This is a genomic window from Kushneria konosiri (assembly GCF_002155145.1).
Taxonomy (GTDB): domain Bacteria; phylum Pseudomonadota; class Gammaproteobacteria; order Pseudomonadales; family Halomonadaceae; genus Kushneria; species Kushneria konosiri.
The window spans coordinates 2901201-2926826 of sequence record NZ_CP021323.1 but is presented as its reverse complement, the minus strand read 5'-3'; the positions used below and the strand labels follow the sequence as shown (position 1 = coordinate 2926826).

At 58.4% G+C, this 25626-nt stretch carries 22 protein-coding genes; 12 read left to right on the top strand and 10 right to left on the bottom strand.

The window, feature by feature from the left end:
- The first annotated feature begins 18 nt into the window (after nt 1–18).
- Complete coding sequence (gene ydiJ / locus B9G99_RS13490; RefSeq protein WP_086622622.1) at nt 19–3111, top strand: D-2-hydroxyglutarate dehydrogenase YdiJ; 3093 nt, start codon at nt 19–21, stop codon at nt 3109–3111.
- A 109-nt stretch (nt 3112–3220) separates the two neighbouring features.
- On the top strand, nt 3221–5110 hold the full coding sequence (locus B9G99_RS13485) for a cation:proton antiporter (RefSeq protein WP_086622621.1): 1890 nt from the start codon (nt 3221–3223) through the stop codon (nt 5108–5110).
- 115 nt (nt 5111–5225) lie between these two features.
- Here B9G99_RS13485 and B9G99_RS13480 read toward each other — a convergent pair whose 3' ends face one another.
- Nucleotides 5226–6785 (bottom strand): BCCT family transporter, encoded by a 1560-nt coding sequence (locus tag B9G99_RS13480; protein ID WP_086622620.1) that lies wholly within the window; start codon nt 6783–6785, stop codon nt 5226–5228.
- Between the two features lie 239 nt (nt 6786–7024).
- Here B9G99_RS13480 and B9G99_RS13475 point away from each other — a divergent pair, with 239 nt between their 5' ends.
- Nucleotides 7025–8245: a NupC/NupG family nucleoside CNT transporter gene (locus tag B9G99_RS13475; RefSeq protein ID WP_086622619.1), complete on the top strand. Its 1221-nt coding sequence runs from the start codon at nt 7025–7027 to the stop codon at nt 8243–8245.
- A 48-nt stretch (nt 8246–8293) separates the two neighbouring features.
- Nucleotides 8294–8902 carry a cob(I)yrinic acid a,c-diamide adenosyltransferase gene (gene cobO / locus B9G99_RS13470; protein WP_086622618.1) on the top strand — a complete coding sequence of 203 codons (609 nt, stop codon included), beginning with the start codon at nt 8294–8296 and terminating at the stop codon, nt 8900–8902.
- A 50-nt stretch (nt 8903–8952) separates the two neighbouring features.
- On the opposite strand, the gene B9G99_RS13465 is transcribed toward cobO, so the two are convergent.
- The gene (locus B9G99_RS13465; protein ID WP_158521510.1) at nt 8953–10053 is read right to left on the bottom strand and encodes an ABC transporter substrate-binding protein; all 1101 of its coding nucleotides are present in this window, start codon (nt 10051–10053) and stop codon (nt 8953–8955) included.
- Nucleotides 10054–10345: 292 nt separating this feature from the next.
- Here B9G99_RS13465 and B9G99_RS13460 point away from each other — a divergent pair, with 292 nt between their 5' ends.
- The 5 genes from B9G99_RS13460 (at nt 10346) to B9G99_RS13440 (ending at nt 14519) form a co-directional block, all read left to right on the top strand.
- Complete coding sequence (locus tag B9G99_RS13460) at nt 10346–11116, top strand: SIMPL domain-containing protein (RefSeq protein WP_086622616.1); 771 nt, start codon at nt 10346–10348, stop codon at nt 11114–11116.
- On the top strand, nt 11113–11769 hold the full coding sequence (locus B9G99_RS13455) for a potassium channel family protein (protein WP_086622615.1): 657 nt from the start codon (nt 11113–11115) through the stop codon (nt 11767–11769). The genes B9G99_RS13460 and B9G99_RS13455 overlap by 4 nt, the downstream gene beginning before the upstream one ends.
- Before the next feature lie 2 nt (nt 11770–11771).
- Complete coding sequence (locus B9G99_RS13450) at nt 11772–13136, top strand: TrkH family potassium uptake protein (protein ID WP_086622614.1); 1365 nt, start codon at nt 11772–11774, stop codon at nt 13134–13136.
- A gap of 106 nt (nt 13137–13242) precedes the next feature.
- Entirely contained in the window at nt 13243–14157 is a 915-nt protein-coding gene (locus B9G99_RS13445) for a LysR family transcriptional regulator ArgP (RefSeq protein ID WP_086622613.1), read from the top strand.
- A 2-nt stretch (nt 14158–14159) separates the two neighbouring features.
- Nucleotides 14160–14519 (top strand): hypothetical protein, encoded by a 360-nt coding sequence (locus B9G99_RS13440; RefSeq protein WP_086622612.1) that lies wholly within the window; start codon nt 14160–14162, stop codon nt 14517–14519.
- Here the strand turns inward: B9G99_RS13440 and B9G99_RS13435 are convergent.
- Complete coding sequence (locus B9G99_RS13435; protein WP_086622611.1) at nt 14500–14832, bottom strand: MTH1187 family thiamine-binding protein; 333 nt, start codon at nt 14830–14832, stop codon at nt 14500–14502. The two genes, B9G99_RS13440 and B9G99_RS13435, sit on opposite strands and share 20 nt — an antisense overlap.
- A gap of 200 nt (nt 14833–15032) precedes the next feature.
- Here B9G99_RS13435 and cfa point away from each other — a divergent pair, with 200 nt between their 5' ends.
- Together cfa and B9G99_RS13425 are read left to right on the top strand one after the other, a co-directional pair.
- A complete protein-coding gene (gene cfa / locus B9G99_RS13430; RefSeq protein WP_086622610.1) occupies nt 15033–16178 on the top strand; it encodes a cyclopropane fatty acyl phospholipid synthase in 1146 nt (381 codons plus the stop codon).
- A gap of 133 nt (nt 16179–16311) precedes the next feature.
- A complete protein-coding gene (locus tag B9G99_RS13425; protein ID WP_086622609.1) occupies nt 16312–17502 on the top strand; it encodes an amino acid aminotransferase in 1191 nt (396 codons plus the stop codon).
- A 74-nt stretch (nt 17503–17576) separates the two neighbouring features.
- Here the strand turns inward: B9G99_RS13425 and B9G99_RS13420 are convergent, their stop codons facing one another.
- The 3 genes from B9G99_RS13420 to B9G99_RS13410 form a co-directional block, all read right to left on the bottom strand.
- Entirely contained in the window at nt 17577–18143 is a 567-nt protein-coding gene (locus B9G99_RS13420; RefSeq protein WP_148663958.1) for an EF-hand domain-containing protein, read from the bottom strand.
- Between the two features lie 63 nt (nt 18144–18206).
- Nucleotides 18207–19553, bottom strand: a complete 1347-nt coding sequence (locus B9G99_RS13415; RefSeq protein WP_086622607.1) for an MATE family efflux transporter — start codon at nt 19551–19553, stop codon at nt 18207–18209.
- A 158-nt stretch (nt 19554–19711) separates the two neighbouring features.
- Nucleotides 19712–20182, bottom strand: coding sequence for a hypothetical protein (locus tag B9G99_RS13410; protein WP_086622606.1), 471 nt, complete (start codon nt 20180–20182; stop codon nt 19712–19714).
- A 158-nt stretch (nt 20183–20340) separates the two neighbouring features.
- Between B9G99_RS13410 and B9G99_RS13405 the strand changes: the two genes are divergently transcribed.
- Nucleotides 20341–21297 (top strand): LysR family transcriptional regulator, encoded by a 957-nt coding sequence (locus tag B9G99_RS13405; protein ID WP_086622605.1) that lies wholly within the window; start codon nt 20341–20343, stop codon nt 21295–21297.
- A 69-nt stretch (nt 21298–21366) separates the two neighbouring features.
- On the opposite strand, the gene B9G99_RS13400 is transcribed toward B9G99_RS13405, so the two are convergent.
- From B9G99_RS13400 to B9G99_RS13385, 4 genes are all read right to left on the bottom strand, one after another.
- Complete coding sequence (locus B9G99_RS13400) at nt 21367–22560, bottom strand: O-succinylhomoserine sulfhydrylase (protein ID WP_086622604.1); 1194 nt, start codon at nt 22558–22560, stop codon at nt 21367–21369.
- Nucleotides 22561–22714: 154 nt separating this feature from the next.
- Nucleotides 22715–24232, bottom strand: a complete 1518-nt coding sequence (gene purF, locus B9G99_RS13395) for an amidophosphoribosyltransferase (RefSeq protein WP_086622603.1) — start codon at nt 24230–24232, stop codon at nt 22715–22717.
- Nucleotides 24233–24291: 59 nt separating this feature from the next.
- Nucleotides 24292–24846, bottom strand: coding sequence for a CvpA family protein (locus tag B9G99_RS13390; RefSeq protein WP_086622602.1), 555 nt, complete (start codon nt 24844–24846; stop codon nt 24292–24294).
- The gene (locus tag B9G99_RS13385) at nt 24843–25622 is read right to left on the bottom strand and encodes an SPOR domain-containing protein (RefSeq protein ID WP_086622601.1); all 780 of its coding nucleotides are present in this window, start codon (nt 25620–25622) and stop codon (nt 24843–24845) included. Before B9G99_RS13385 ends, B9G99_RS13390 begins: the two co-directional genes overlap by 4 nt.
- Nucleotides 25623–25626: the final 4 nt, after the last annotated feature.

Sequence of the window (25626 nt, the reverse complement as noted above, 5' to 3'; positions counted from 1 at the left end):
TGGCCACAAGACCTGATCATGACCGAACAGCTTAAGACTCCAGCGCTCGAGCAGTGCTATCAGCGCTTTCTTGATACTCTCGATGCCCGCGGTTTCAAGGGCGACATTGCCGCCGATGATGCCAACCGCGTCGTGCTTGCCACCGACAATTCGATCTATCAGCGCCTGCCTCAGGCCGTGGTCTATCCCAGGGACGGCGATGACATCACCCTGCTGGCGGCCCTTGCCGGTGAGTCTGCCTTTCATGAGGTCGTGCTTGCGCCTCGCGGCGGCGGCACGGGCACCAACGGACAATCCCTGACCGATGGACTGGTGGTAGACGTTACCCGCTACATGCATCACATCATCGACATTGATGTGGACAATCGCCGAGTGCGGGTTCAGGCCGGCGTGGTCAAGGACCAGCTCAACGCAGCCCTCAAGCCCCATGGGCTGTTCTTTGCTCCTGAGCTTTCAACCTCCAATCGCGCCACCATTGGCGGCATGATCAGTACCGATGCCTGCGGCCAGGGCTCGCGGGCCTATGGCAAGACACGCCATCACGTTCTTGAACTCGATGTGGCGCTGCTGGGCGGCGAGCGTTTTGTCAGCCATCCCATCGATGATGCCGAACTCGACACCCGATGCGCGCGCACTGACCGCATCGGTGAGGTACATCGCAGTGCCCGTGAGATCATTGATACCCGACAGGAACAGATCAAACGGGTTTTCCCGCCACTTAATCGTAGCCTGACCGGCTATGACCTGGCGCACCTGCGCACTGAAAACGGTCTTTTCGATCTCAATAGCGTTTTGTGTGGCAGTGAAGGGTCATTGGGCTTTCTGATCGAAGCCACGCTCAACGTACTGCCGTTGCCAGAATATTCGGCGCTGATCAATGTTCGCTATGCCGGCTTCATGGACGCTCTACGTGACGCCCGGGCCCTGATGGGCAGCGACGACAGCCCGGACGCCCCCACATCGATTGAAACCATCGACGACCGCGTATTGCTGCTCGCCATGGAAGACATCATCTGGGATGGCGTGGCGGAATATTTCCCCGCCGGTGAGGAAGGCAGCGCACCGGTCAGGGGCATCAATCTGGTGGAGTTCAACGACAACGACGAAGCCGCGCTCAAACAGCGGGTCGAGCGATTTACCAAAGCGCTTGGGCAAAACCGCGACGTCGAGCGTCTGGGTCATACCATTGCCTGGGGTCGTGAACGCATTACCACGGTCTACGGCATGCGAAAGCGCGCGGTCGGGTTACTGGGCAATGTGCGCGGCGAGAAGCGCCCGATTCCGTTTATCGAGGATACCGCCGTACCGCCCGAGCAGCTCGCCGACTATATCGGTGAGTTTCGAACGCTGCTCGATGGGTATGGTCTCGAATACGGCATGTTCGGTCACGTCGATGCCGGGGTACTGCATGTCCGCCCGGCCATCGACATGAAGGACCCCGATCAGGCGGCATTGATTCGCCCGCTCTCCGATGAAGTGGTCGCACTCACGCAACGCTATGGCGGCCTCCTGTGGGGCGAGCACGGCAAGGGTATTCGCTCGGAATACACGCCCGACTTTTTTGGCGACCTCTACCCGGCCCTGCAGCAGCTCAAGGGCGCCTTCGACCCATGCAACCAGCTCAACCCCGGCAAGATCGCAGCTCCCCCTGACAGTGACGCGACACTGCTCTCCGTCGATGGTGTGACAACGCGCGGTGAGCTGGATCGCACCATCGATGAGCGGGTATGGCAGAGCTATCACAGCGCGGTCTACTGCAACGGCAATGGTGCCTGCTATAACTTTGATCCCAACGACGCCATGTGCCCCTCATGGAAAGCCACCCGCGAGCGCATTCACTCTCCCAAGGGCCGCGCCAGCCTGATGCGAGAGTGGCTGAGACGGGAGCAGTCAGCCGGCCACGATGTGCTGGCTGAAGCCCGGGAACTGCGCCAGGCCGGCGCCCTCCAGCGGCTGAAAACGCTGCCGGCTCGGCTAAGGCGTACCTTCAGCGGCGATGATCGCTTCTCTGATGAGGTTCACGAGGCCATGGCAGGCTGTCTGGCCTGCAAGTCCTGCGCCGGGCAGTGTCCGGTTCGGGTCAACGTGCCGGATTTTCGCAGCCGTTTTCTGGAGCTTTACCATGGTCGACGCGTCAGACCCCTGCGCGATCACCTGATTGCACGCATGGAAACCCTGATGCCGCGACTCAAACCCGTCGCGCCACTCTACAACGCTCTGCTGCGCCAGAAGCCGGTACAGCACATCATGGCCCGCTGGATCGGCATGGTGGACGCCCCAAGCTTTTCTCACAGCGATTTTCACAAGCAGCTTCGCGCCTGGGGCATCAGCGAGGCAACGCCGGTCGCGCTGGGGCTTTTAAGCGAGCAGCAAAAGGCGCGCAGCGTGGTACTGGTACAGGATGCCTTTACCTCCTGGTTTGATGCCCGCTTGGCACGGGAAATGGTCGAGTGCCTGAGTCTTCTGGGCATTCGTGTGTTTGTCGCGCCCTATCAGCCCAACGGCAAGCCCCTCCACGTGCAGGGTTTCATGGGGGCGTTTACCAGGACTGCCAGACGTCAGGCCGAACACCTCCGGGCGCTGGCACGTCTTGACGTACCGCTGATCGGTCTTGATCCAGCCATGACCCTGACTTACCGACAGGAATATGTTGATGCCCTGGGTCAGGAAGCCGTACCCGAGGTGATGCTGCCTCAGGAGTGGTTGCTCTCCATGGCGGGTTCGCTGGCCCCTTCATCGATCAATGCCTCAGCCGGAGAGCGCGTTCGATACCGACTCCTGAGCCACTGCACCGAAAAAACCAACGCGCCCGGTAGCGCCAGGGCATGGCAGCAGGTATTTCACGCCTTTGGGCTGGAACTTGAACTGGTGCCCACAGGCTGCTGCGGCATGTCCGGCACCTATGGGCATGAAGCGCGCAATCTGGAGACCTCCCGCACCATTTACAGCCAGTCCTGGCAGCCGCTGGTGGAAGCTGATCACGCCAACACTCGACTGCTGGCCACCGGGTATTCCTGTCGCAGTCAGGTCAAACGCTTTTCCAGCCTTGCGCTTGAGCATCCACTTCAGGCCCTGCTGGCGCATCTACGCATTCAAAAAGCGTCACAATAATGATCAATGGCCGCCACCTTAAGGCGGCCTCTTTTTTTGCCCGTTGCAACGTCTATCACCTGCGGCTAGGCTGCGCCCTCATTATCGACCCCTATCGGAATCTTCCTGCATGGAACACGCTGCGCTTTATCTGGCCCTGATCGGCCTGCTGTCCCTGATGTGTCAATGGGCAGCGTGGCGGGTTCACCTGCCTGCCATTTTGCCATTGCTGATTGTCGGTCTGATTGCCGGCCCCGTGACCGGCTGGCTCAACCCCGATGCCATTCTGGGGGAACTGCTGTTTCCGCTGGTATCGCTATCGGTGGCCGTGATTCTTTTTGAAGGCAGCCTGACACTCAATTACGAGGATCTGCGCGGTCATGGCCGCACCGTGATTCGACTGATCACCTGGGGGGTGATCATTACAGGCCTGATCGGCACGCTGGCAGCCTGGTGGCTGTTGAACATGCCACTCGAGATTGCCGCCGTGCTGGGCGGGCTTCTGGTCGTCACCGGCCCGACCGTGGTCATTCCGCTTTTGCAGACCCTGCGGGCCAAGGCGAACCTTTCCCAGATTCTGCGCTGGGAAGGCATCCTGGTAGACCCAGTCGGTGCTTTGCTGGCAGTCCTGATCTATGAATTTGTGGCGATCGGCCAGGAAAACGGCGCGGCGTCGCACACCGTGTTGCTGTTTGGGCAGACCGTAGGGCTGGGCTTCGGCCTTGGCGCACTGGGCGGCTGGCTCTGGGGGCTTATCCTGCGCCATCACTGGCTGCCGCAGCGGCTGCACAATTTCGGCACCCTGATGATCATGCTGACGCTTTTTGCCGGCTCCAACGCGCTGTTTGAGGAATCAGGGCTTTTGACCGTGACGGTCATGGGCATCTGGCTTGCCAACATGCGCGGCATTCCGGTTCGCCCGATCATCGAGTTCAAGGAAACCCTGACCGTTTTGCTGGTGTCGGGACTTTTCATCCTGCTCGCCGCACGCATTTCCACCGAGCAGCTGATGACGCTGAACTGGCCGGCTTGGGTCTTTCTGGGGGTGCTCATGTTTGTCGCCCGCCCGATCACTGTCTGGATCTGCACCATCGGGACCGAGCTTCACTGGCGAGAGAAGGCACTGCTGGCCTGGCTGTCGCCGCGCGGTATCGTGGCGGCGGCAGTGGCATCACTGTTTGCCATCAAGCTTGAAAAGGCAGGCGTCGAAGGCGCCGAAATGCTGGTACCCATCACCTTTCTGGTCATTATCGGCACCGTGGTCATTCAGAGCCTCTTTTCAAAACCCATCGTCAAGGCACTCAAGGTCAACGAACCGGAACCCACCGGCTTTCTCATCATTGGCGCCAATCCGGTCGCTCGTGTCATTGCCAGCGAACTGATGACGATGGGCTGGACCGTACGCCTCACCGATACCAGCTGGGACGCCGTACAGGAAGCACGCATGGCCGGCCTGCCGGTCTATTACGGCAACCCGCTGTCGGAGCATGCGACCCAGCATCTGGAGCTGACCGGCATTGGCCGCCTGCTGCCCCTGTCGCCTTATCGCGAACTCAATAACCTGGCCGCCCTCCATTTTGAGCACATGCTCGGTCACGGCAATGTGTTTCGGCTGGCCGAGGAGTCGAGCAAGCACGCCAAGCGCCAGCAGGATCGCGCACTGGGCCACCTTCCGCGTCTGTTCGATGACGATGCAACCTTTGCCAAGCTGGCAAGCCTAGTGGCCAACGGCGCCGAGCTTCGAGTGGCGAAAATGACGGAAAGCTTCGGGCTTGAAGAGTACCGCCGCATTCATGACGCCCGCCTGATGCCGCTGTTTTGCATTGGTGCCAACGGCAGGCTGCGCGTGGCGCATACCGACGCCCCCTTGGCCCCCAAACCGGGCGAGCGCGTGATCAGCATGATCTATCCGGACTCTCCGGAAATGCAGCCGGGCGAGCGTGAAGAGCGGGCCCGCGAGGAACAGCGGGTAGCCCCGACGCGCAGCGACAGCAGCAACCCGGGACGCCTGCCCTCCTGACCCACCGTGCCCCAGGCACACGGCCCCTCCTTGTCCCTCGGAAGCTGTGCCAAAAAAAGCCTCGCGGTTGCGAGGCTTTTTGCATGACGATGCTGGAAGGCCATTAAATGCTCGATCATGCGCCCTTCGGACGCTTCTCGGTCGCGATGCCCTGATCGCGCGCCATGGCATAGGCCGCTCTCGGCCCGGTCCACAACAGCGGCAGCAGCAGCAATGATACCGGCACGGCCGCAATCACGATGACGGACTGCAGCGCATCAATACCGCCCTGACCCATCATCAGCAACAGCGCTGCGACCACACCAAAGGAGATGGCCCAGAAAATGCGCACAAACGCCGAAGGTCTGGCATCACCGGTGACCGACATGGCAATGGCATAGGCCATCGAGTCACCGGTCGTGGCCACGAAGATCGTCGTCAGCACCAGAAATGCCGGAACAATAATGAATGCCAGCGGCAGCTGACTGGTCACCGCCAGCAGCGCGGCAGGCAGACCGCCGGCATTCAATGGATCAGAGACGCTACCCGGCGTTTGCAGCTCATAGAAAATGCCCGACCCACCCAGCGTTGCAAACCAGATATTGGTCGCCACCGGCGCGGTAATGGCCAGGGCAATGACCAGCTCCCGCAGGGTTCTGCCTTTGGAGATACGCGCCACAAACATGGCCATTGAAGGGACGAAACTGATAAACCAGCCCCAGAAAAAGAGCGTCCAATACCCAAGCCAGTCTTCGTTCTCGCTGCCGCGCAACAATGACATATCGATGAAATGATCCAGGTAGCTGGCAAAGCCCTCCATCATGGAGTGAATGATGAACGTGCCGGGGCCTGCCACCATGATCAGCACAAACAGCGCCAGTACAATCCAGACGTTGCAGTTGGAAAGCCACTGGATACCACGAGACAGGCCCGTGGCGGCTGATAGCGTATAGATCACGACCAGCCCGCCCAGAATGGCCAGCTGCAGCACATAGCTGTCGGCCCAGCCGAAGAGCGTATTGAAGGAATAGGCGAGCTGGGTCGCCAGAAACCCGATGGGGCCGATGGTCCCCGCAGCGACCCCAAGAATGCAGATGACGTCGGCCACGATGCCCAGCCAGTGCGTTTCCACCTTCTGCCCCAGAAACGGATATAACAGCGCGCGCGGTCGCAGTCGAATGCCGCCGTGATAGTGGGCATGAATCATGACCAGTGCCGACAGCGTGCCCAGACAGGCCCAGGCACTGAATCCCCAGTGAAAAAAGGCCTGCGCCAACGCTGGCCCTACCGCTGCGGGCGTGCCACTGTCAACGCCGTCAAAGGCCGGGGGCGTGGACATGAAGTGATAGATGGGCTCGGCCGTCGACCAGAACACACCCCCGCCGCCCAGCAGCGCGCAGAGAATCACGGCATGCCAGTTAAAGGTCGACATGGTGACTTCACTGTCATTGCCGCCCAGACGAACATCACCATAACGGGTCAATGCCAGCGCCAGCGCGATGACGAGATTGAGCAGCATCCAGAGCTGCCAGTAGGCACCAAACCAGTGGGTCGACCAGCCAAAGGCGGTATCGATCCAGCGGCTGACTTTATTGATATCAATGAGTGCCGCGATCACAAACAGCACAAGCAGGCCACCACTGAGTGCAAATACGATACGTTGACCGCGCACTCGAGCAGAGTCGGAGGAGGACATGAAGGAGGGTCACCATTGGGAGCAAAGGCGATTACCCTACCAATCGATTCCCTTCAGGTATATTCAAATTTCAAATCCGTCCATAATTGCGCGATCTCAGAGCCTCGGGCTTTCAACCGACCTCTGGCCCGTGCGCCCGGCCCTCAATCTGGTAAGGTGTGCGCCATATCGCCCGGGCGACACGAAAGAGCACGTTGTTCCCTGGAACAATCAACAATACAGACCGGGAGTTGCTGCACATGCAAATTCTGATGGGACTGGTCGGCATCGTTTTTGTGCTGGCCGTTGCCTTTATCTTTTCCGAAAACCGCCGCGCCATTCGTCTACGTACCGTATTCTGGGCCTTTGTCCTGCAGGCGGGCTTTGCGCTGTTCGTGCTTTATGTGCCGGTGGGCCAACACATCCTGATGGGCATGTCGGGCGGCGTTCAGGCCGTGATCGACAGTGCCGGTGATGGCATCTCATTTCTGTTCGGCTCACTGGCGGGTGGCAATAACGGCTTCATCTTTGCCATTCAGGTGCTCTCGGTCATTGTCTTCTTCTCCTCGCTGGTCTCCGTACTGTATTACGTGGGCATCATGCGCTGGGTGGTCAATATTCTTGGCGGCGGCATTCAGAAGCTGATGGGCACCAGCCGTCCGGAATCCCTGTCCGCGGCGGCCAACATCTTCGTTGGCCAGACAGAAGCCCCGCTGGTCATTCGTCCCTTTATTGCCAACATGACCCGCTCGGAGCTTTTCGCAGTCATGGTCGGTGGCCTTGCAAGCGTGGCCGGTGGCGTACTGGCGGGCTATGCCGCCATGGGAGTCAACCTTCAATATCTGATCGCGGCATCTTTCATGTCGGCACCGGGCGGGCTTTTAACGGCCAAGATGATGCTGCCGGAAACCGAGACGCCGCAGCATGACACCAACGTGTCGACCGCTGAAAATGATGAAAAGCTGGCCAACGTCATTGATGCGGCCGCGACCGGCGCCAGCACAGGTGTACAGCTCGCACTCAATGTGGGTGGCATGCTGCTGGCCTTCGTCAGCCTGATCGCGCTGGTCAATGCCATTCTTACCGGTATCGGTGGGCTGTTCGGTTTTGAGGATCTGACCCTGCAGCTGATTCTGGGCTACATCTTCTCACCCGTGGCCTGGCTGATCGGGGTGCCCTGGTCGGAAGCCGTGGCCGCCGGCAACTTCATCGGTCAGAAGACGATCCTCAATGAATTCGTCGCCTTCGCTTCCTTTACAGGGTTTGAGGGCAGCTTGAGCGAGCATACACAGGCCATCATCACCTTTGCACTGTGTGGCTTTGCCAATATCTCCTCCATCGCCATTTTGATGGGCGGTCTCGCTGTCATGGCGCCTTCCCGGCGTGGCGATGTGGCACGCCTGGGGCCAAAGGCGATTCTGGCAGGCACCCTCTCCAATCTGATGAGCGCCTCGCTTGCGGGTCTGTTTCTGTCGCTGTAAGCCGACGGTGCCACGACAGCATGTTTTCAGGTCACAGGACGTCATGACATGAGTAACGACGAACAACGCCAGGCCCGCCACCAGCGCGCCATGGAGAAACTGAAAAGCCACGTGGATGAACGGGTGGCCAACGCCAGTGAAGAACGTGGGCAGCTTCTGATCCTTACCGGCAACGGCAAGGGCAAGACCACCTCGGCCTGGGGCACGGTGACGCGCGCGCTGGGCTATGGCTATGGCGTGGGAGTCATTCAGTTCATCAAGGGTGAGTGGGAATGCGGCGAGCGCCAGCGGCTTCAGGATGACCCAAACCTGCAGGTCGCCACCATGGGCACCGGCTTTACCTGGGAGACCCAGAAGCGGGAGACCGACCGTGAGGCCTGTGAGGCGGTCTGGCAACACGCCAGCCGCCTGCTGAATGACCCGAATATTTATCTGGTCGTTCTCGACGAGATCACTTATATGCTGAAGTTCGGCTATCTCGATATCGAGTCGGTGAAAACGGCACTGCAAAACCGTCCTGTCGAACAGAGCGTCATCGTTACCGGGCGCAATGCCCATCGTGAGCTGATGGCCATGGCCGATACCATTACTGAAATGCAGGAGACACGCCATGCCTTCAATAACGGCTTGAAGGCACGACGCGGGCTCGACTACTAGATCGCGCCATCTGATAAGGACGGCGTCATTTTTGATGGCGCCGTTTTGGCCTACTTATCCAGATCGACCCACAGTGTCCCCTTGAACGGGTCACTGATGTAGTGCTCGTTGATCTCTTCCAGTGTCTTTTGAGCATCGATATCCTGAAACAGGTCGGGATAGCTCCATTTGGCCATCTGTTCCAGTACCAGAATATTGAGCGGGGTGTTGATGAGATGATGATACAGCCCATGAACCCGTCCATTTTCTACAGCGCTCAAATGACCGATCAGCGGACGCTCAAGAATATGCTCAAGGGATTGCCGGGCCTCGCTTTCACTGACCTCCGGCCCCAGCACCAGGCCGTTGACGCGACGTAGATAGCCTCCGCCAGTGGCAATGTAGACATCCGGGTCCCGCGTCAGGACATATTCAGGATCGATACGCCCACTCTTGCCCTTGAGCACATCGGCGCCAATGTTCTCAACGCCCAGACGTTTGGCAAAATAGTCGAAACTGCCCTGCCCGGGAGAGTTGCAGCACTCGCTCATACCCGCATGGGTTTCTATCATGACCGTGGGCTTGTCGGCTTTTGACTCCTGCCTGACCCGATCCAGTACGGCCTGACGCTTTTTCTCATAAAAGCGGATATAGCGCTCTGCCTGATCCTCACGTCCCAGCAGCGTCCCCAGCGCTCGCAGGCTGGGGACCGTGTCATCCAGAGGGTCGGTGGCAAAATCGATGAACACGACAGGAATACCGGCGGCGTCAAGCTGGTGCATGAGCTCCTGCCCCTGAGAGACCGGAATCTGCGAGCGGCTCAGTACAACCGCATCGGGGTTCATCGAGATGATCTTTTCCACCGAGATGCTGCCCGGCCCGGGGCCATCCCCCACGATGGGCAAGTCATCAAGCTCGGGCGCACGCCTGTGGTAGATGTCATAAAGTTCGGGAGAACGTTTCATGTCACTGCCCCAGCCCAGCAGCCAGTGGACCGGGTCCTTGTCCAGCAATGACAATGCAATCAACTGGCGCCCTTCGGCCAGTACGATATGTTCCGCCGGCTTTTCAAGGGTGACATCCCGGCCTTCGATATCATGTACCGTAATGTCCGCCTGCGCCGAGAGTGAAAAAACACCCAGCGCGAGACCTGCAAGCCATCGTTTACTCACATGCATCCTGATGTATTGTCCTGACTGATCAAAAAACGGTAGCGTGATGCGGGACATTGCCCGCGACGTTCATCATGATCCGGCACGCCTGATGAGGCAAATATCGCATCAAACGACCTGGAAACTTTTCAGACAGCTGTAAAATATCTCCTGTACAGAGCGTTGCACTTCACGCCATGGCCTCTTTACTATCTCGGACAGCATTGTCCTCCAGAGTCATTTCAGAATCCCTTTGACACCATCATCGTCCTTTGATTGCGCAGATGATGCCCTTGCATGGAGCTTCAGCCCAATGTCCGTTTCAAAGCGTCTCCCGGCACTTCTGGCCCTGTTTGCCATGAGCTTGCCCGTCCTGCCCGCGACGGCGGCCGAGGCGACCCCATCCCGACAGATCGAGGTTCAGGCCAGCGCCAGCATTGATGTATTACCTGACCGCGCGACCCTCAATGCGGTGCTGGTAGAAGCCACCCCTCTGGTGGAAATGGGCAGCAAGCGCGATGGTGATGACACGACACAGGCGCGCGAGAAGCTGGAAAAGCGCAGCACGGCGGTCATCAAGGCTTTGAACAGCATGGGCATCGACAATGACCATCTGCATGCCGGCAATCTGAGTGTGTACAACGAACAGCAGCTACAGGACAACAACCAGACCGCGCCCCTCAAGGAGCGTGTGGTCATCGAACGTAATCTGGATATCGACATCAACGATCTGACAACGCTGCCCGGGGTCATCGATGCCTTGTTTGCCAACGGCATCGATCGTCTGGAAGGCATCCGTTACGACGTCAGCGATCGTGAAGCCGTCGAGGACAAGGCGCTGAAAAAGGCTCTGGCCAGAGCGCACCAGAAGGCAGAACTGATGGCAGATGCGCTTTCCGTGACACTGGGCAGCGTTGATCGTATTCAGGAAACCCGTTCACCGGTCCTGCGCCCGATGATGATGGCCTCGGCCCGCACCGAACAGGCCGACAGTGCAACATATACACCGGGCACCATCAGCGTGGATGCCGGTGTCATGGTCAACTGGTCGCTCAACACATCAGCCAGCGGGGAGCGGCCATGAGTCGTCAGTATGCCGTGATTGGCCTGGGTTATTTTGGGATGACGGTGGCCCTTGAGCTGGTGCGTCAGGAACACGAGGTTTTGGGCATCGACCACGATGAAGGCCGGGTGGATGCCCTCGCCAACCAGCTGACGCATACCGTCATTGCCGACCCAAAGGATGAACGGGCACTTGATGAGCTGGATCTGAAAAGATTCGATGCGGTCCTGATTGATCTGGATACCATCGAGAGCAGCGTGCTATGCGCCATGCACGTCAGTACTCGAGAAGTGCAGGAGCTTTGGGTCAGAGCACTATCGGATGACCATTACAAGCTGCTGGAACACCTGGGCGTCGACCATATCGTCTATCCAGAGCACGACCAGGGTATCCATGTGGCACAAAGCATCAATCACCGTACCGTGGTCGACATGATTTCTCTGGGTGATGGCCAGTACGTCATTGAGGTCGAGATTACCCAGGCACTGGTCGAGCATCAGGGTGAGGGAGGCATCATGCACCTGCATGAAAACGAATCGGCAAGGCTGGTGGCCATCAAGCGCGACGATAACCTTGACTGCTCTCCCGACAACAATGCCGATCTCAGGGCCGGGGATCATGTCATCCTGATCGGTGACCTTGATGCACTCAAGCGCTTTGATGCGAAAGCCTGACCATGGCATTGAAGCGACTGCGTCGGCCGGCACGGCGTTCTCCAAGAGGAGTGATACTACAGCTCCACCCCCCTGAAATCCTGCTGCTGGGCTTTGTGACCCTGAGCCTGATCGGCACCCTGCTGCTCAAGCTACCAATATCGACCACGCATGGCGTGGGCTGGCTGGACGCACTGTTTACAGCCACCTCGGCGGTCACCGTAACGGGTCTTGGCGTGATCAATACCGGAGCCGATCTGAGCTTCTGGGGTCAGTTGATCGTGCTGGTATTGATTCAGGTCGGCGGTCTGGGCTTCATGACCTTTGCCGCACTGACCGTCATCATGCTGGGAGGGCGCCTGCCCATGTCCCAGCAAAGCCTGGTGAGAGAGAGTCTCAATCAGTCTTCGGTGGGTGAAATCGGCCGTCTGGTACGTACCGTGGCACTTTATGCCATGATCGTTGAAATCGCAGGGACATTGCTGCTGGCCATGCACTGGGTGCCCGAAAGCGGGTGGCGCATCGGGCTGTGGGAAAGTTTTTTTCATGCGGTATCCGCCTTTAACAACGCCGGTTTCTCCACTCACGCAGACAGTCTGATGAGTGAAGTCGGCAACCCACTGGTCAACGTCACCATCTCGGCACTGTTTATCATTGGCGGGCTGGGATTTGCAGTACTGGCCGATCTTCATGAAAAGCGTACCTGGTCACGCCTGTCCACCCAGAGCCGCCTGATTCTGATTGCTACCTTGCTGCTCAACATGGTGGCCTTTGCCTGTATTACCACGCTCGAGTGGCACAACAGTGGCACGCTGGGTCAGCTCGACAGCACCAGCGATCGTCTGCTGGCCGGCTGGTTTCAGGCAGTGACCCCTCGCACCGCCGGATTCAACACCGTGGATACGGGGGCCATGACGCTCCCATCATCCTTGATCACGATGATGCTGATGTTTATTGGCGGCGGGCCCAGCTCTACTGCCAGTGGCATCAAGATCACGACGTTTATCGTCCTGGTACTGACCGCACGCGCCTTTTTTCAACAGCGTGAAGAACCGGTTATCATGAACAGGCGCTTGAGCATCGACACCGTCAACAAGGCTGTTGCCGTGGCCCTTGCTGCCGTTTTCATGATTTTTGCAGTCATTATGCTGCTCAGTATTACCGAGCCGCAGGCCCAGCTGCTCGACATCATGTTTGAAACCGTTTCCGCCTTTGGCACAACGGGTCTCTCACGAGGGCTGACCGGCGAACTTTCCATGCCGGGCAAATTCATTATTATCGCAACCATGCTGATCGGCCGCGTCGGCCCCCTATCGCTGGGGTACATGATGGCCGGCAAACAAACGCCAGCGACCCGCTTCGCCAAAGCCCCCCTTCAGATCGGCTGATACTGTAAAAGCCCTGCAAAAGGCGACAAGGCGCGCAAGCGGACCGTTTGCTCTATCCTGTAGACCACTGATGGTACCAATCATATAAGGCTTCCTGGCAGGCGCTATGCTCGACTATAAACTTCTTGAGGCGCTGGGCGCCGTGGTGGATCAGGCCGGGTTTGAACGCGGCGCACAGGTACTGGGGCTGACCCAGTCTGCCGTGTCGCAGAGAATCAAGCTTCTGGAGGCGCGCCTAGGTCAACCGGTCCTGATTCGTGCCCCCCGCATCGCGCCTACCGATCTGGGAAAACGGCTTCTCAATCATATTCAACAGGTGCGACTGCTTGAACACGATCTGCTCGACTATGTCCCCTCACTCGGTGACCGCGAGCAGCGTCTTCGTATCGCACTCAATGCCGACACTCTGGCCACCTGGTGGGCCGAAGCGGTCGAGGATTTCTTTCGCGACCATCGGGTCATGTTCGACCTGGTCGTTGAAGATCAGGAAACAGCCCTCAAACGTATGCGCGACGGCGAAGTGGCGGCCTGTCTCTGCATGACACCGCGCTCGATTCAGGGCGCACGAGCCCGCCCGCTGGGTGGTATGCGCTATCGTCCGCTGGCCACGCCGGACTTCATGAGCCGATATTTTCCCAATGGTCTCGATCGTATTTCGTTGGCAGAAGCGCCCGCGGTGGTCTTTGGTCCCGATGATCGTCTACAGCAGCGCTACGTGGCCAATCACGGCGTGACGGCACCCTTACCTCACCATTTATGCCCTTCCTCGGAAGGCTTTTATCGCATGATTCGATCCGGGATTGGCTATGGGCTGGTCCCCGAGATTCAGGCCCGAGCCGCCATTGATGAGGGCGAACTGGTCGATCTCGAAACCAGCTCCGATGTTATCGTCCCGCTTTACTGGCATTACTGGCGTCAGGGTGGGAATATTCTGGAAGCCCTGACACAGCATCTGACGCAGCACGCGCGGCGCTGGCTGACCGACCTTGATGGTTTTGATAACCCTTCGGGAGTGCTCTGATCATGAGTTTTCCGTCTACCGCTTCCAAAACCGTATGGCACTATCCGGGAATACTGCTACTGAGCGTGCTTTTAACGGCCTGCGGCACCGCACAGCAGGATGGACAGGGAGGAGATACGCTGGTCGTCAGCGCCGGTGGGACCGATGAGGCCACAGCCAGAGCCAATGCCATGGAAACCGGTCACCACCTTTGTCTATCACGCGGCGGGAGACAGGCCAGCATGGTGGATATGCAGGTCACCCCTCCTACCATGACCAACGTTGATCAAGACCCGCTCGCCCGATCCAACACGGATGCTCTTGCAGCAGCCACCTCGGAAGGCGATATCTGGCGTACCAGGCTTACGCTGCGCTGTCGTTAAGGCCTTCTCCCCGGCACTGTCGAGTCGCCTGCACACTCTCGATCTTGTCCGACATGCTCTGATCACGATCCGTGCGTGTGCCAATACGCATGGAAGTCGTAATCCTGGGCGCTCCCATGTCATGCACGACTTCATGACAGCGCCTGACCACATCGAAAACAGCTTCCCACTCCCCTTCGATATTGGTGCCATAGGCATGCATCTGATGGGAAAGCCCTGCTTTTTCGATGACATCCTGGCAGGCTGATACGTAAGCACCTACCGATACACCCACGCCCAGCGGCACAACACATAGATCTACCATGACCTTCATGACGCTTTTCTCCCGAAAATATTGATAACGTCAACCTCGTTTATAAAAAACGGGCTGCAAACTCGACAATTGTTGCTTAGATTTTTAAGGTTCGAACAAGAAAAAAGCTCGACGTTTCCTCGGCATCATCGGACGTGTCACCCGCTCATGGTACAGGGAGGCATCGTGGGGGTAATGAACCATTACCAGGGGAGAATGGCATGACAAGCAACACCTTTGATAATTCAAACACTTACCGTGACAGTCGATCACGTCGGCTGATCGAGAACTGGCTGGAACCCACGGGCGTAACGCTCAACGGCAACAACCCCTGGGACCTGCAGATTCATCATCCAGATTTTTATAGCCGGGTCGTGCGTCAGGGCTCGCTGGGGCTGGGCGAATCCTATATGGATCACTGGTGGTCATGCGAGCGCATTGATCAGTTCATTGAGCGCGTCCTGTTGGCCAACCTGGGAGAGCGAGCCCACACCCGTCGTGAAAAGCTGGTCTATCAGCTTCAGACCAGCCTGACCAACCTGCAGAGCAAAACACGCGCGTTCATGGTGGGCGAGCAGCACTATGACTTCGGCAATGACCTGTTCGAGGCCATGCTGGACAGCACCATGTGCTATTCGTGCGGCTACTGGAAAGAAGCCTCCACCCTGCATGAAGCCCAGGTGGCCAAGCTTGATCTGGCCGCACGCAAGCTACAGCTCGAACCCGGCATGAGAGTGCTGGACATCGGCTGTGGCTGGGGCAGCTTTGCCGAGCATGCAGCTCGCCATTACGGCGTTCATGTGACCGGCATCACCATTTCCAGAGAGCAGGCCGAGCTTGCTCGAAGACGCTGTAAAGGACTCGATGTCGAGATCCTGCTCGAGGACTACCGCGACCTGGAAGGCCGCTTTGACCGTATCGTCTCCATCGGCATGTTTGAGCATGTTGGACAGAAAAACTATCGGACCTACTTCGACACCGTAGAACGGCTGCTGGCACCCAATGGGCTTTTCGTATTGCACACCATCGGCTCCAACAACTCGACCATCGGCGCGGATCCCTTCATCAACAGATACATCTTTCCCAATGGGGTGCTGCCCTCGGTATCACAGATCATGACGCCTACCGAGAACAGGATGGTGATGGAAGACTGGCAGAATTTCGGCGCGGACTACGATCGCACCCTGATGGCCTGGCTCGGGAACATCGAAGCTGCCTGGCCCGGCCTGCCTTATGACGAGCGCACCCAGCGCATGTTTCGGTACTATCTGGCCAGCTGCGCCGGCGCCTTTAGAGCGCGGGATCTTCAACTCTGGCAGGTCGTCTTCTCCAAACGTCGAGCCGGGCGTTATGACGCCCCGCGCTAGGTCCTCTCACCCTGAAGCGGGATCGCCTGGCATCGGCGGTAGCCGTGGCGGCCCCGCAGTGGCATTATTTCCCGGGTATCACCCTTATGCCCATTCATTCAGGACCGTCAACCCGACGAGGTAGTCATTGAAGATGTTCGAGCGTATCGAGCGAGTTCCCGGGGACGCTATCCTCGGCCTGATCGAAGCCTATCAAAAGGACTCCAACCCCCAGAAAGTCGATCTCGGGGTCGGTGTCTATCGTGATGACCAGGGCCGCACGCCGGTGCTTGCGACGGTCAAGAAGGCAGAAGAGCAGCTTTTTCAGAACGAGGCCACCAAAAGCTATATCGGCTCCCACGGCGATGCGCGCTATACCGAGGCGGTCACCAGAATGGTAGTGGGTGAAGACTCCGCAGCGCTGGGTGCCGGGCGTATCAGCACTACCCAGACGCCCGGAGGCACCGGCGCCCTGCGTCTCGCCGCCGACTTCATGAAAGCGCACCTGTCAGGCCGTGCCATCTGGTTGAGCGATCCGACATGGCCCAACCACCCGGCCATCTTTGACGCCGCAGGCATCGAAGTAAAGCGCTACCCATACGTCAACGCCGACAACCGGCTGGACTTCGAGGCCATGCTGGCCGCGTTGAAGGAAGTTCCGGAAGGCGATATCGTTCTGCTGCACGCCTGCTGCCACAATCCCACCGGCTTTGATCTTTGTGAAGATCAATGGCATGAGGTCTTGGAAGTGGTCAAATCTCGCGGACTGCTGCCGCTGATTGATTTTGCCTACCAGGGCTTCGGAGACGGTCTTGATCAGGACGCCTTTGGCGTTCGCCTGTTCGTTGAAGCACTTGACGAAATGCTGATCACCACTTCATGCTCGAAAAACTTCGGTCTCTATCGTGAGCGTACCGGCTCGCTGATGGTGCTGGCCGCGGATGAAGAGCAGATGCAAAACGTGCGTACCCAGGTCGCCATTGCTGCCCGCGAAAACTACTCCACGCCGCCTTCTCATGGCGCTGCGGTTGTTGCCGAAATCCTGAGCTCTCAGGCCCTGACCGATCAGTGGGAACAGGAACTGGCCGACATGCGCGGGCGAATCAACGGGCTGCGCAGCGATTTCGTCGCCGCCTTCCGACCGCACGGCCTTGAAGAGCGCTTTGCCTTTATTGCCGAGCAGCGTGGCATGTTCTCCTACACCGGCCTGACCCAGGAGCAGGTCAGGCGACTGCGTGATGAGTTCAGCATTTATATGGTGGGCTCCGGCCGCGCCAATATTGCCGGGCTGTCTGAAAAGACACTGGCGTATGTGGCCAACGCCATTGCGACCGTCGTGAAGTGATCTCCAGGCACCCCTGATGGGCTGTAACACGAAAAAGCGAGCCGAAAGGCTCGCTTTTTTTATGTCTAGCTGGCTCAGGGAGAGACCGACTCTACCGGGTTTTCCGCCCCTGCCGATGTGTCCGGCTCGATCGGCACCGGGTCTTCGCTCGTATCATTGGAGGGCACTACACCCCACGCGGCCGCCGAAGGCGAACTCATGGTCGCAGGTGTCGCGGTCGCTTTTGAGCGCTGCCACGTCTGGGATGCAGGCTCCGGCGGCAGCCGCCAGGAAGAAGAAACGATCTGATCCGGGCTGGCCGCACCTGCACCCTCTGTGCTCACCTGAAGCTGTCGAGCAATGGCGGGATCACTACGGCGATGACGAAACTCCTGACGCGATATCTGTCCATCACCATTTTCATCCAGGGTATTCCAGTGATCTCCCAGGCCAAGGCGCTCAAGATCCAGCGAACTCAGGCCGCTGCGCGGATCAGTATTACCCTGATCAAAAAATGCGTCGGCCTGCTGCACAGTGTTAGAGCTTTCATCTGCCTTGCTGACATCGCTCTCCTGCGTTGAGTGCTGAGCGCACCCGGACAGCATGGCCACCATGACCAATCCCGAAAGCCGGTTGTGATATCCCATCGACCTACTGCGCATGAGCACCTCTGCACCGTCCATCATGAAAGAGTACTAATACTATAAACGCAATGAGGCCAGGCTTCACGAAAGACGTTCTGAAGACTGCTCTACAGACACATCAGCGGTTACGCGCCCCTTGTCTCCCAGTATGCAACGATAACTCCACCAGGCCAGAACCCCCGCCAGCACATTACCGATGGCAGCGCCGATGCCAAGACCCATGAAACCGCCCAGCCATGCCCCCAGGCTTAAACAGGGCAAATAGCAGATAAAAAGGCGCATGAAAGAGACCGTCACGGCCCGGCGCGGCCAGCCAAGCGCATTACATGCCGAGACCACCAGCATGCAGATCCCCAAAAAGGCATAACTTGGCAACATGACATGTAACAGCGTGGCCAGCATGCTCCGCACTTCTTCATTGCCGGCCAGAAGCCCCGCCAATGGCATGGCGACAGCACTCAGCACAATACCAAGCACCAGCTGCCATATCAGCACCACACGTGCGGCAAGATTCATCAGCGCGCGAATCTCCTGCCAGCGCCCGGCACCAAAACTGCGACCAAGCCAGGGCGGCAAGGACATGGTCAACCCAAGCACCACCAGAATGACAAAGGTTTCCAGACGCGCCGCCAACCCCCAGGCCGCTACCGCGGCCTCACCGAGTCTGGCCACAATGCCGGTCGCGGCCAGTGCCGATACCGCCGGCAAGAGCTGCGAGGCCATTGCCGGCAGCGCAATGCCCATAAAGCGTGTCAGCGAGGCACCGGCCTCCTGGCGAAGGCCTGTTCTGCTGAGCCAGTCGCGTCGGGCCAGACTGCGCAAAAGCACCAACAGACCGATGACAAAAGCGATCAATGTGGCCCACGCCGCACCTGCCAGCCCCCAGCCATCGAAGGGGCCCACCCCAAAGATCAGCACGGGGTCCAGCACGAGATTGATCAGACTGGTCAACACCATCATGCGTCCGGGAAGACGCGTCTCGCCATGGGCGCGAAAAAGACTGTAGCCCAGATACAGCAGTGCACCTACCCAGCTGGCCAGCAACCAGGGTCCCCAGTACTGGTGGATCAATACCAGCGTGTCCGCATTGGCGCCCAGCAAACGGAAAATAATGGATTCCATGAGCCAGAGCAGCAGCAGCAACGCAAGCATCGCGGCACTGCCGCCCAGTAGAACCAGACTGCCCAGGCGACGGGCACGGGCCATTTCATCGGCCCCCAGGGCGCGCGAAATCAGGGCCGCAATGGCAATGCCAAAACCAACCTGGACCCCGATGATGACCGTCGCAACCGGAAACGTGAACGACTGCGCTGCCAGCGGCTGAGTGCCCAGGCGGGCGATAAAAATACTATCAATCAGATTGAAGCCCAGAAGCGCCATGACGCCCATGGCCATGGGCAGTGTCTGACGCCAGAGAGTTTTACCCATTGCTCGGGTTTGAGGCGATGCCACAGTACCTCCAGAGTTGATGGGATGAAATGAAACGCGGCGCGCAGTCTAACCTTATGCACAAAAAAAAGCAGGCAAGGCCTGCTTTTCGGGATGATTCCTTTCTGGCGGTCAGTCGGCCGCCAGAGGTGTCTGGATTACATTGAGGTCAGAATCTCGTAGCTGCTGTCAGAGCTTGAAGGGCTCTGAGTGGTATTACCCTCCACCACGAGCGTGTAATGACCGGCGGCCAGCGTGCTGTCAATGTTGAAATTGCCCTGCGCATCGCTGGCGCTGCTGGCAACCACTTGTCCCTGCTGGTCCAGCACCATGGCATTCAAACGGTAGGAGGCGTTGTGCGTACCTGCCGGATGTCGGCTGGCAAGCTGAACCTGGCCGCCATTTTCAACGTTGAAGTGAAAGCGTTGCGGTGCACCCTGAGCAGCGTAATAGGTGCCGGTCAGCCCCTCGGCAGTCGCTATGGCAGAAGGCGACAGAGCGTTACTGCTGGTATTCAGGACCGCGTCATTGCTGGCCTTCATGAACTGGCTTTCAGTGGTGGACGCCATGCTTTGCTGGGCCATCAGTGTGGTCAGCGAGAGAGCAGCGATCAGAAGTGTGCGTGTCATGTCATGTCCCTTTTCAGTGTGGTATATCTCGGGGCTGTTTTTGTCAGCGCCCGTATCGATAGATATATTCTCCACCCTAAAGCACTTCTGATCGATGCACTCTATAACAACTTTATGTTGCAAAAATTGCAACATTCGAGCCGGGAGACGTGCTCCTCATGGATCTGTCCAGCCGCCTGCTACTGCTGGCCGAAGTTGTCGATGCCGGAAGCTTTACGCGTGCCGCCGATCTGCGACACGTCGATCGTTCTGTCATTTCACGACAGATCGGACAGCTGGAAAAGGAGCTGGAGGTACGCCTTTTTAACCGCTCGACCCGTGTGGTCCATCTCACGGACGTCGGTCGGGAAATCTACCATCGAGCCCTGCGGCTGCGTACTGCCATGGAAGACGCCCGTCATGTGGCAGAAGCCTATCACAGTGAACCGCGAGGCGTATTACGCATCAACGCCCCAACGGACTTCGGTCGTCGCTACGTGGCGCCCGCTGTGGGCCTTTTCATGAGACGCTTTAATGACATGCAGGTCGAGCTGCAGTTCGACAACGCCTATGTCGATGTCATTGCCGGCGGTTACGATCTGGTCATTCGCATCAGCGAGCCCAGAGACTCATCACTGATTGCACGCCCGCTGGCAAGCAACCATCGCGTTATCAGTGCCAGTCCCGAATTCATTGAGAAATATGGCCTGCCTGAAAGCGTCGAAGAGCTGCTGAAATTACCAGCGGTGACCTACTCACGCGACGATCTGACGCTCGACTACCTCCACTATTACGACGACAACAACACGATCGTACGTGGCGCCTTCAACTCGCACTTTCGAACCAACGAACCGGAAGTCATGGTCAGAGCCATGCTGGTAGGTCTTTGCTATGGCGTGATGTCGGCCTTCATGCTCGAGGAGCCGTTCCGGGACGGCAAACTGTTTCCACTATTACCAGAGCTGAGACTGGCGCCAAGCCCCGACATCTACATGGTCTACCCGCATCGAGAGTTTCTCTCTCTCAAGACCCGGCGCTTTATCGAATGCCTGCAGGAAATTGTTGGGGAGCCGCCGGTATGGGAGCGCAACATGCCACGTATCAGCATGCTGCAGGGCTACAACCCGATGGCCTGATTGCGATGGGAACGGATAAAAGAAATGCAAGGGCTTCAGAACTCGCCTGAAGCCCTGATGACAGCCGATTTATAGCGCGTCCAGTCCGCGCGAAAGATCCCGCTTGATATCCTCAAGATGCTCAAGACCGACCGCGATACGAATCAACCCTTCCGTAATGCCCGCCGTGGCGCGCTGGTCATCACTGAGTCGACCATGCGTGGTGGTCGCCGGGTGTGTAATGGTGGTCTTTAAATCCCCCAGATTGCCGGTAATCGACAAGAGCTGTGTGGCGTCGATCACCGACCAGGCCGCCTCGCGACCACCCTTCACTTCCACACCCAGCACGGCACCGAAGCCACTCTGCTGACGAGCGGCCAGCGCATGCTGGGAATGAGAGGCCAGACCACTGTAATGGACTCGCGCCACGCTCGGATGCGCCTCAAGCCACTGCGCCAGCGACAGCGCGTTGTCACAGTGTGCACGCATGCGAAGCCCCAGGGTTTCCAATCCCTTGGTAAAGATCCAGGCGTTGAAGGGACTCATGCTGGGACCACAGGTCCGCACGACCCCGTGTACTTCCCGGACGAGATCGGCACGACCGGCCACAGCCCCACCAATGGCACGCCCCTGCCCGTCCAGGTATTTGGTGGCCGAATGGATCACCAGATCGGCGCCATGCTCGATGGGTCGCAGGAGCGCCGGGGTGCAAAAACAGTTATCGATCGCAAGCCAGGCCCCGTGATCATGCGCAATATCGGCCAACGCCCGAATATCGGCGATCTCCGACAACGGGTTGGACGGTGTCTCGGCAAACAGCAGCCTTGTACGCGGTGTCATGGCCGCCTTCCAGGCCTCCAGGTCGGAAAGCTCCACGAAACGGGTCACCACGCCAAACTTGCCGAAATATTTGGCAAACAGACTGACCGTCGAGCCAAACAGGGACCTTGAGGCCACGATCTCGTCACCGGCTTCCAGAAGACCCAGCACGGTCGACATGATGGCTGCCATACCCGATGAGGTGGCCACACAGGCCTCGGCCCCTTCCATGGCGGCCAGACGTGCTTCAAAGGTCTGAACGCTGGGGTTGGTGAAACGCGAATAGACATTGCCCGGCGACTCGCCGGAAAACTTGGCGGCGGCTTCGGCAGCGCTTTCGTAGACAAAGCTCGAAGTGGGAAAGATCGGTTCGCTGTGCTCCTGCTCATGGGTACGCTGATGGCCGGCTCGAATGGCCAGCGTATCCGGATGCAGATGATCGCCCTGGGCGTCTTTTTCAAACATGATGGCTTCCTTGAATGGTCGAAGACCGTGACGTCATTTAAAAATGCCCGGGACCGCATGGCCCGTCATCATCATGAACAAAATGACCGGGCGCATGGCCCGGTCATTCAATGAATACCCTTAGCGATACCTTACCCTGCCGCGGGCACGAGAATCAGTCAACTTCCTCGACATCATTATGCAGGTCCACCTGCGCATGGCCACCGCTGGACTGTTGTTTGGCAGCATCGCTTCGCGCGATCTCGAGCCGGGCAAGATAGTCCGGATCGATATCTCCCGTAACATAGCAGCCATCAAAGACCGAACAGTCAAACTCGGAAAGCCCGGGGTTGATTTCCCTGACCGCCTCCTTGAGATCATCAAGGTCCTGATAGACCAGCCGGTCGGCGCCGATCAGCTCGGCCACATCGTCAGCGGTGCGATCGAAAGCAATCAGCTCCATGGCCACCGGCATATCGATCCCGTAGACGTTGGGATAGCGAACGGCGGGGGCGGCAGAGGCGAAATAGACGTTTTTGGCGCCGGCTTCGCGGGCCATCTGGATGATTTCATTGCAGGTGGTGCCCCGCACGATGGAATCATCCACCAGCAAAACATTCTTGCCGGCAAATTCGATATCGATGGCATTGAGCTTTTGTCGAACCGATTTCTGACGCTGGGTCTGCCCCGGCATGATGAAGGTCCGCCCGATATAGCGGTTTTTCATGAAGCCTTCGCGATACGCCACATTCAGGTGCAGCGCCAGCTCCAGCGCTGCCGTACGGCTGGTATCGGGAATGGGGATGACGACGTCGATATCATGCTCGGGCCAGTCACGCTTGATCTTCTCGGCAAGCTTTTGACCCATGCGCATGCGTGTGGCATAGACGTTGGCACCGTCAATGATCGAATCCGGACGTGACAGATACACGTATTCGAAAATGCAGGGCGTCAACCGAGCGTTTTCAACACACTGCTGCGTGTGCAGATTACGCGCCATATCGATGTAGAGCGCCTCACCCGGTGCCAGATCACGGATCAGCTCGAAGCCTGCCACGTCCAGTGCTACCGACTCGGACGCGATCATGTACTCCGGCCCTTCAGGCGTATCGCGACGGCCGAAAACCACCGGGCGAATACCATGTGGGTCACGAAAGGCGACCAGCCCCTTGCCGTTGATGATGGATACCGCCGCATAGCCACCCTTGCAGCGACGATGCACCCGACGAATGGCATCAAAGATATCTTCGGCTTCCAGCTGGTGCCCCTGCTTGCCAAGCTCATGGGCAAAAACGTTAAGCAGCACCTCGGAGTCCGAACTGGTATTGATATGGCGCAGGTCAGCGTTGAAGAGCTCCGCCACGAGCTGTTCGGAATTGGTCAGGTTGCCGTTGTGAACCAGCGCAATGCCATAGGGAGAGTTGACATAGAAGGGCTGGGACTCCGATTCGCTGGCAGAGCCGGCGGTCGGATAGCGCACATGACCGATGCCAATGTTGCCCTTGAGTCTTTTCATGTGCCGCGTATGAAAGACGTCGCGCACCAGACCGTTGCTTTTGCGCAGCAAAAAGCGCCCGTTATCCCAGGTCATCATGCCGGCAGCGTCCTGGCCTCGGTGCTGTTGCACCGTCAGCGCATCATAGACTGCCTGGTTTACCATCGAGTTGGCCATCAGGCCCACGATACCGCACATGCGTTACATCCTCGCTGTCGGTGATTGCCGACGTGTTGTCGGCCGTACTGATCGCTTGATCATTGCGACATCTGCCGTGGCAGATGCCCTTGCAGTTCACGAGCGCGCTGCGATGCTTCATCCATGAGAGACTGATCCCTGTCGAGCTGCTGATACTGGCGAATGGCCAGATCACGCCCCTGCTCGACCCAGGGTAAAAATGTCGACTGTTGCCAGTCAGTGGTCTGACTCAGTGGCGTCAAACCGACCACCGCCACGATCACGACAAGGACAAGACCGCCGCGCAAAAAGCCGAAGACAGCCCCAAGGAGACGATTGAAAAACCCCATCCCTACCCACTCGATCATGGCGTGCAGCAGCCTGATGACCATGTTGGCCACCAGCAGCACGACAAATACCACCAGTACAAAGCCAATCACCAATCGAATTTGTTGACTGTCGATATAGTCGGCAAAAAGACCGGCAGCCGGCACTGCCAGGGTTCGGGCCGTAAGCAGCGCGGCCACCCAGGCCGCCAGCCCCAACCCTTCACGAATAAAACCGCGCGCAAACCCCGACAAAACGGAGAACCCTACAATGACGACAAATGCCCAGTCGATCCAGGTCCAGCTCACTGACCACCTTCGCGGCGAACGATCAGCCCCTTGATGTTGGCCTTTTCCTGAAGTTCGGCACGCGCACGCTCACTTTCCTCGGTCGAACTGAACGGCCCGACATACACCGTATTAAGCTCGCCTCGTGGCTGCTTGTAGGCAGAGAAGCCCTGCGACTCGAGCTGCTGGATCAAGCGGTCAGCGTTGCCGGGCTGACCAAAACTGCCCGCCTGGACCGCCCAGCCACCACTTCCGGAAGGCTGTGAGGCGCTGCGACTGTTGCGATTGACCGCCGCCATGATCGGGTCTCCCGAGGAGTCATCATTGCGTGCCGGTGTCTGACGCTGCGTACTGCCAGTACTGCTGTCTTTTGAAGCCGTACCCGACCTGCTCGTACTGGTTGAGGCCGTTGTACTGCCGCCATTGCCACGCGTGGCAGCACTGTCGCGTGAACCCGATGAAGACGGCTCACTACGGGTCGGCGTCTGTGACGAGGACGTCTCGCGTTCACGGTCCGGGAAAAGCTGATTGCTCTGGCTGGCCTGGCTGGATCGGTCCCCGGTGTTGTCAGTGCTGATATCACTGCTGGCCGCAACATCGCTTTCACTGGACAACGGTGACTGTGGCTCGGCGACATCGGGCTGTGACATCTCGATGGGCTGCTCGATGATCACCGATGAATCGTCGCTGCTCTTTTCGTCATCGCTTGAGCCACCAAACAGGATCGGCAGCAGGATCAGGGCCAGTGCCACAATAATGACGATACCGCTGATGCGCTCACGCATGCCGTATTTCATGCGA

Bases quoted from the DNA above. Each gene is read 5' to 3' on its own strand.
- ydiJ (WP_086622622.1), top strand. From the start codon at position 19: ATGACCGAACAGCTTAAGACTCCAGCGCTCGAGCAGTGCTATCAGCGC.
- B9G99_RS13485 (WP_086622621.1), top strand. From the start codon at position 3,221: ATGGAACACGCTGCGCTTTATCTGGCCCTGATCGGCCTGCTGTCCCTG.
- B9G99_RS13480 (WP_086622620.1), bottom strand. From the start codon at position 6,785: ATGTCCTCCTCCGACTCTGCTCGAGTGCGCGGTCAACGTATCGTATTT.
- B9G99_RS13475 (WP_086622619.1), top strand. From the start codon at position 7,025: ATGCAAATTCTGATGGGACTGGTCGGCATCGTTTTTGTGCTGGCCGTT.
- cobO (WP_086622618.1), top strand. From the start codon at position 8,294: ATGAGTAACGACGAACAACGCCAGGCCCGCCACCAGCGCGCCATGGAG.
- B9G99_RS13460 (WP_086622616.1), top strand. From the start codon at position 10,346: ATGTCCGTTTCAAAGCGTCTCCCGGCACTTCTGGCCCTGTTTGCCATG.
- B9G99_RS13455 (WP_086622615.1), top strand. From the start codon at position 11,113: ATGAGTCGTCAGTATGCCGTGATTGGCCTGGGTTATTTTGGGATGACG.
- B9G99_RS13450 (WP_086622614.1), top strand. From the start codon at position 11,772: ATGGCATTGAAGCGACTGCGTCGGCCGGCACGGCGTTCTCCAAGAGGA.
- B9G99_RS13445 (WP_086622613.1), top strand. From the start codon at position 13,243: ATGCTCGACTATAAACTTCTTGAGGCGCTGGGCGCCGTGGTGGATCAG.
- B9G99_RS13440 (WP_086622612.1), top strand. From the start codon at position 14,160: ATGAGTTTTCCGTCTACCGCTTCCAAAACCGTATGGCACTATCCGGGA.
- B9G99_RS13435 (WP_086622611.1), bottom strand. From the start codon at position 14,832: ATGAAGGTCATGGTAGATCTATGTGTTGTGCCGCTGGGCGTGGGTGTA.
- cfa (WP_086622610.1), top strand. From the start codon at position 15,033: ATGACAAGCAACACCTTTGATAATTCAAACACTTACCGTGACAGTCGA.
- B9G99_RS13425 (WP_086622609.1), top strand. From the start codon at position 16,312: ATGTTCGAGCGTATCGAGCGAGTTCCCGGGGACGCTATCCTCGGCCTG.
- B9G99_RS13420 (WP_148663958.1), bottom strand. From the start codon at position 18,143: ATGCGCAGTAGGTCGATGGGATATCACAACCGGCTTTCGGGATTGGTC.
- B9G99_RS13415 (WP_086622607.1), bottom strand. From the start codon at position 19,553: ATGGGTAAAACTCTCTGGCGTCAGACACTGCCCATGGCCATGGGCGTC.
- B9G99_RS13410 (WP_086622606.1), bottom strand. From the start codon at position 20,182: ATGACACGCACACTTCTGATCGCTGCTCTCTCGCTGACCACACTGATG.
- B9G99_RS13405 (WP_086622605.1), top strand. From the start codon at position 20,341: ATGGATCTGTCCAGCCGCCTGCTACTGCTGGCCGAAGTTGTCGATGCC.
- B9G99_RS13400 (WP_086622604.1), bottom strand. From the start codon at position 22,560: ATGTTTGAAAAAGACGCCCAGGGCGATCATCTGCATCCGGATACGCTG.
- purF (WP_086622603.1), bottom strand. From the start codon at position 24,232: ATGTGCGGTATCGTGGGCCTGATGGCCAACTCGATGGTAAACCAGGCA.
- B9G99_RS13385 (WP_086622601.1), bottom strand. From the start codon at position 25,622: ATGAAATACGGCATGCGTGAGCGCATCAGCGGTATCGTCATTATTGTG.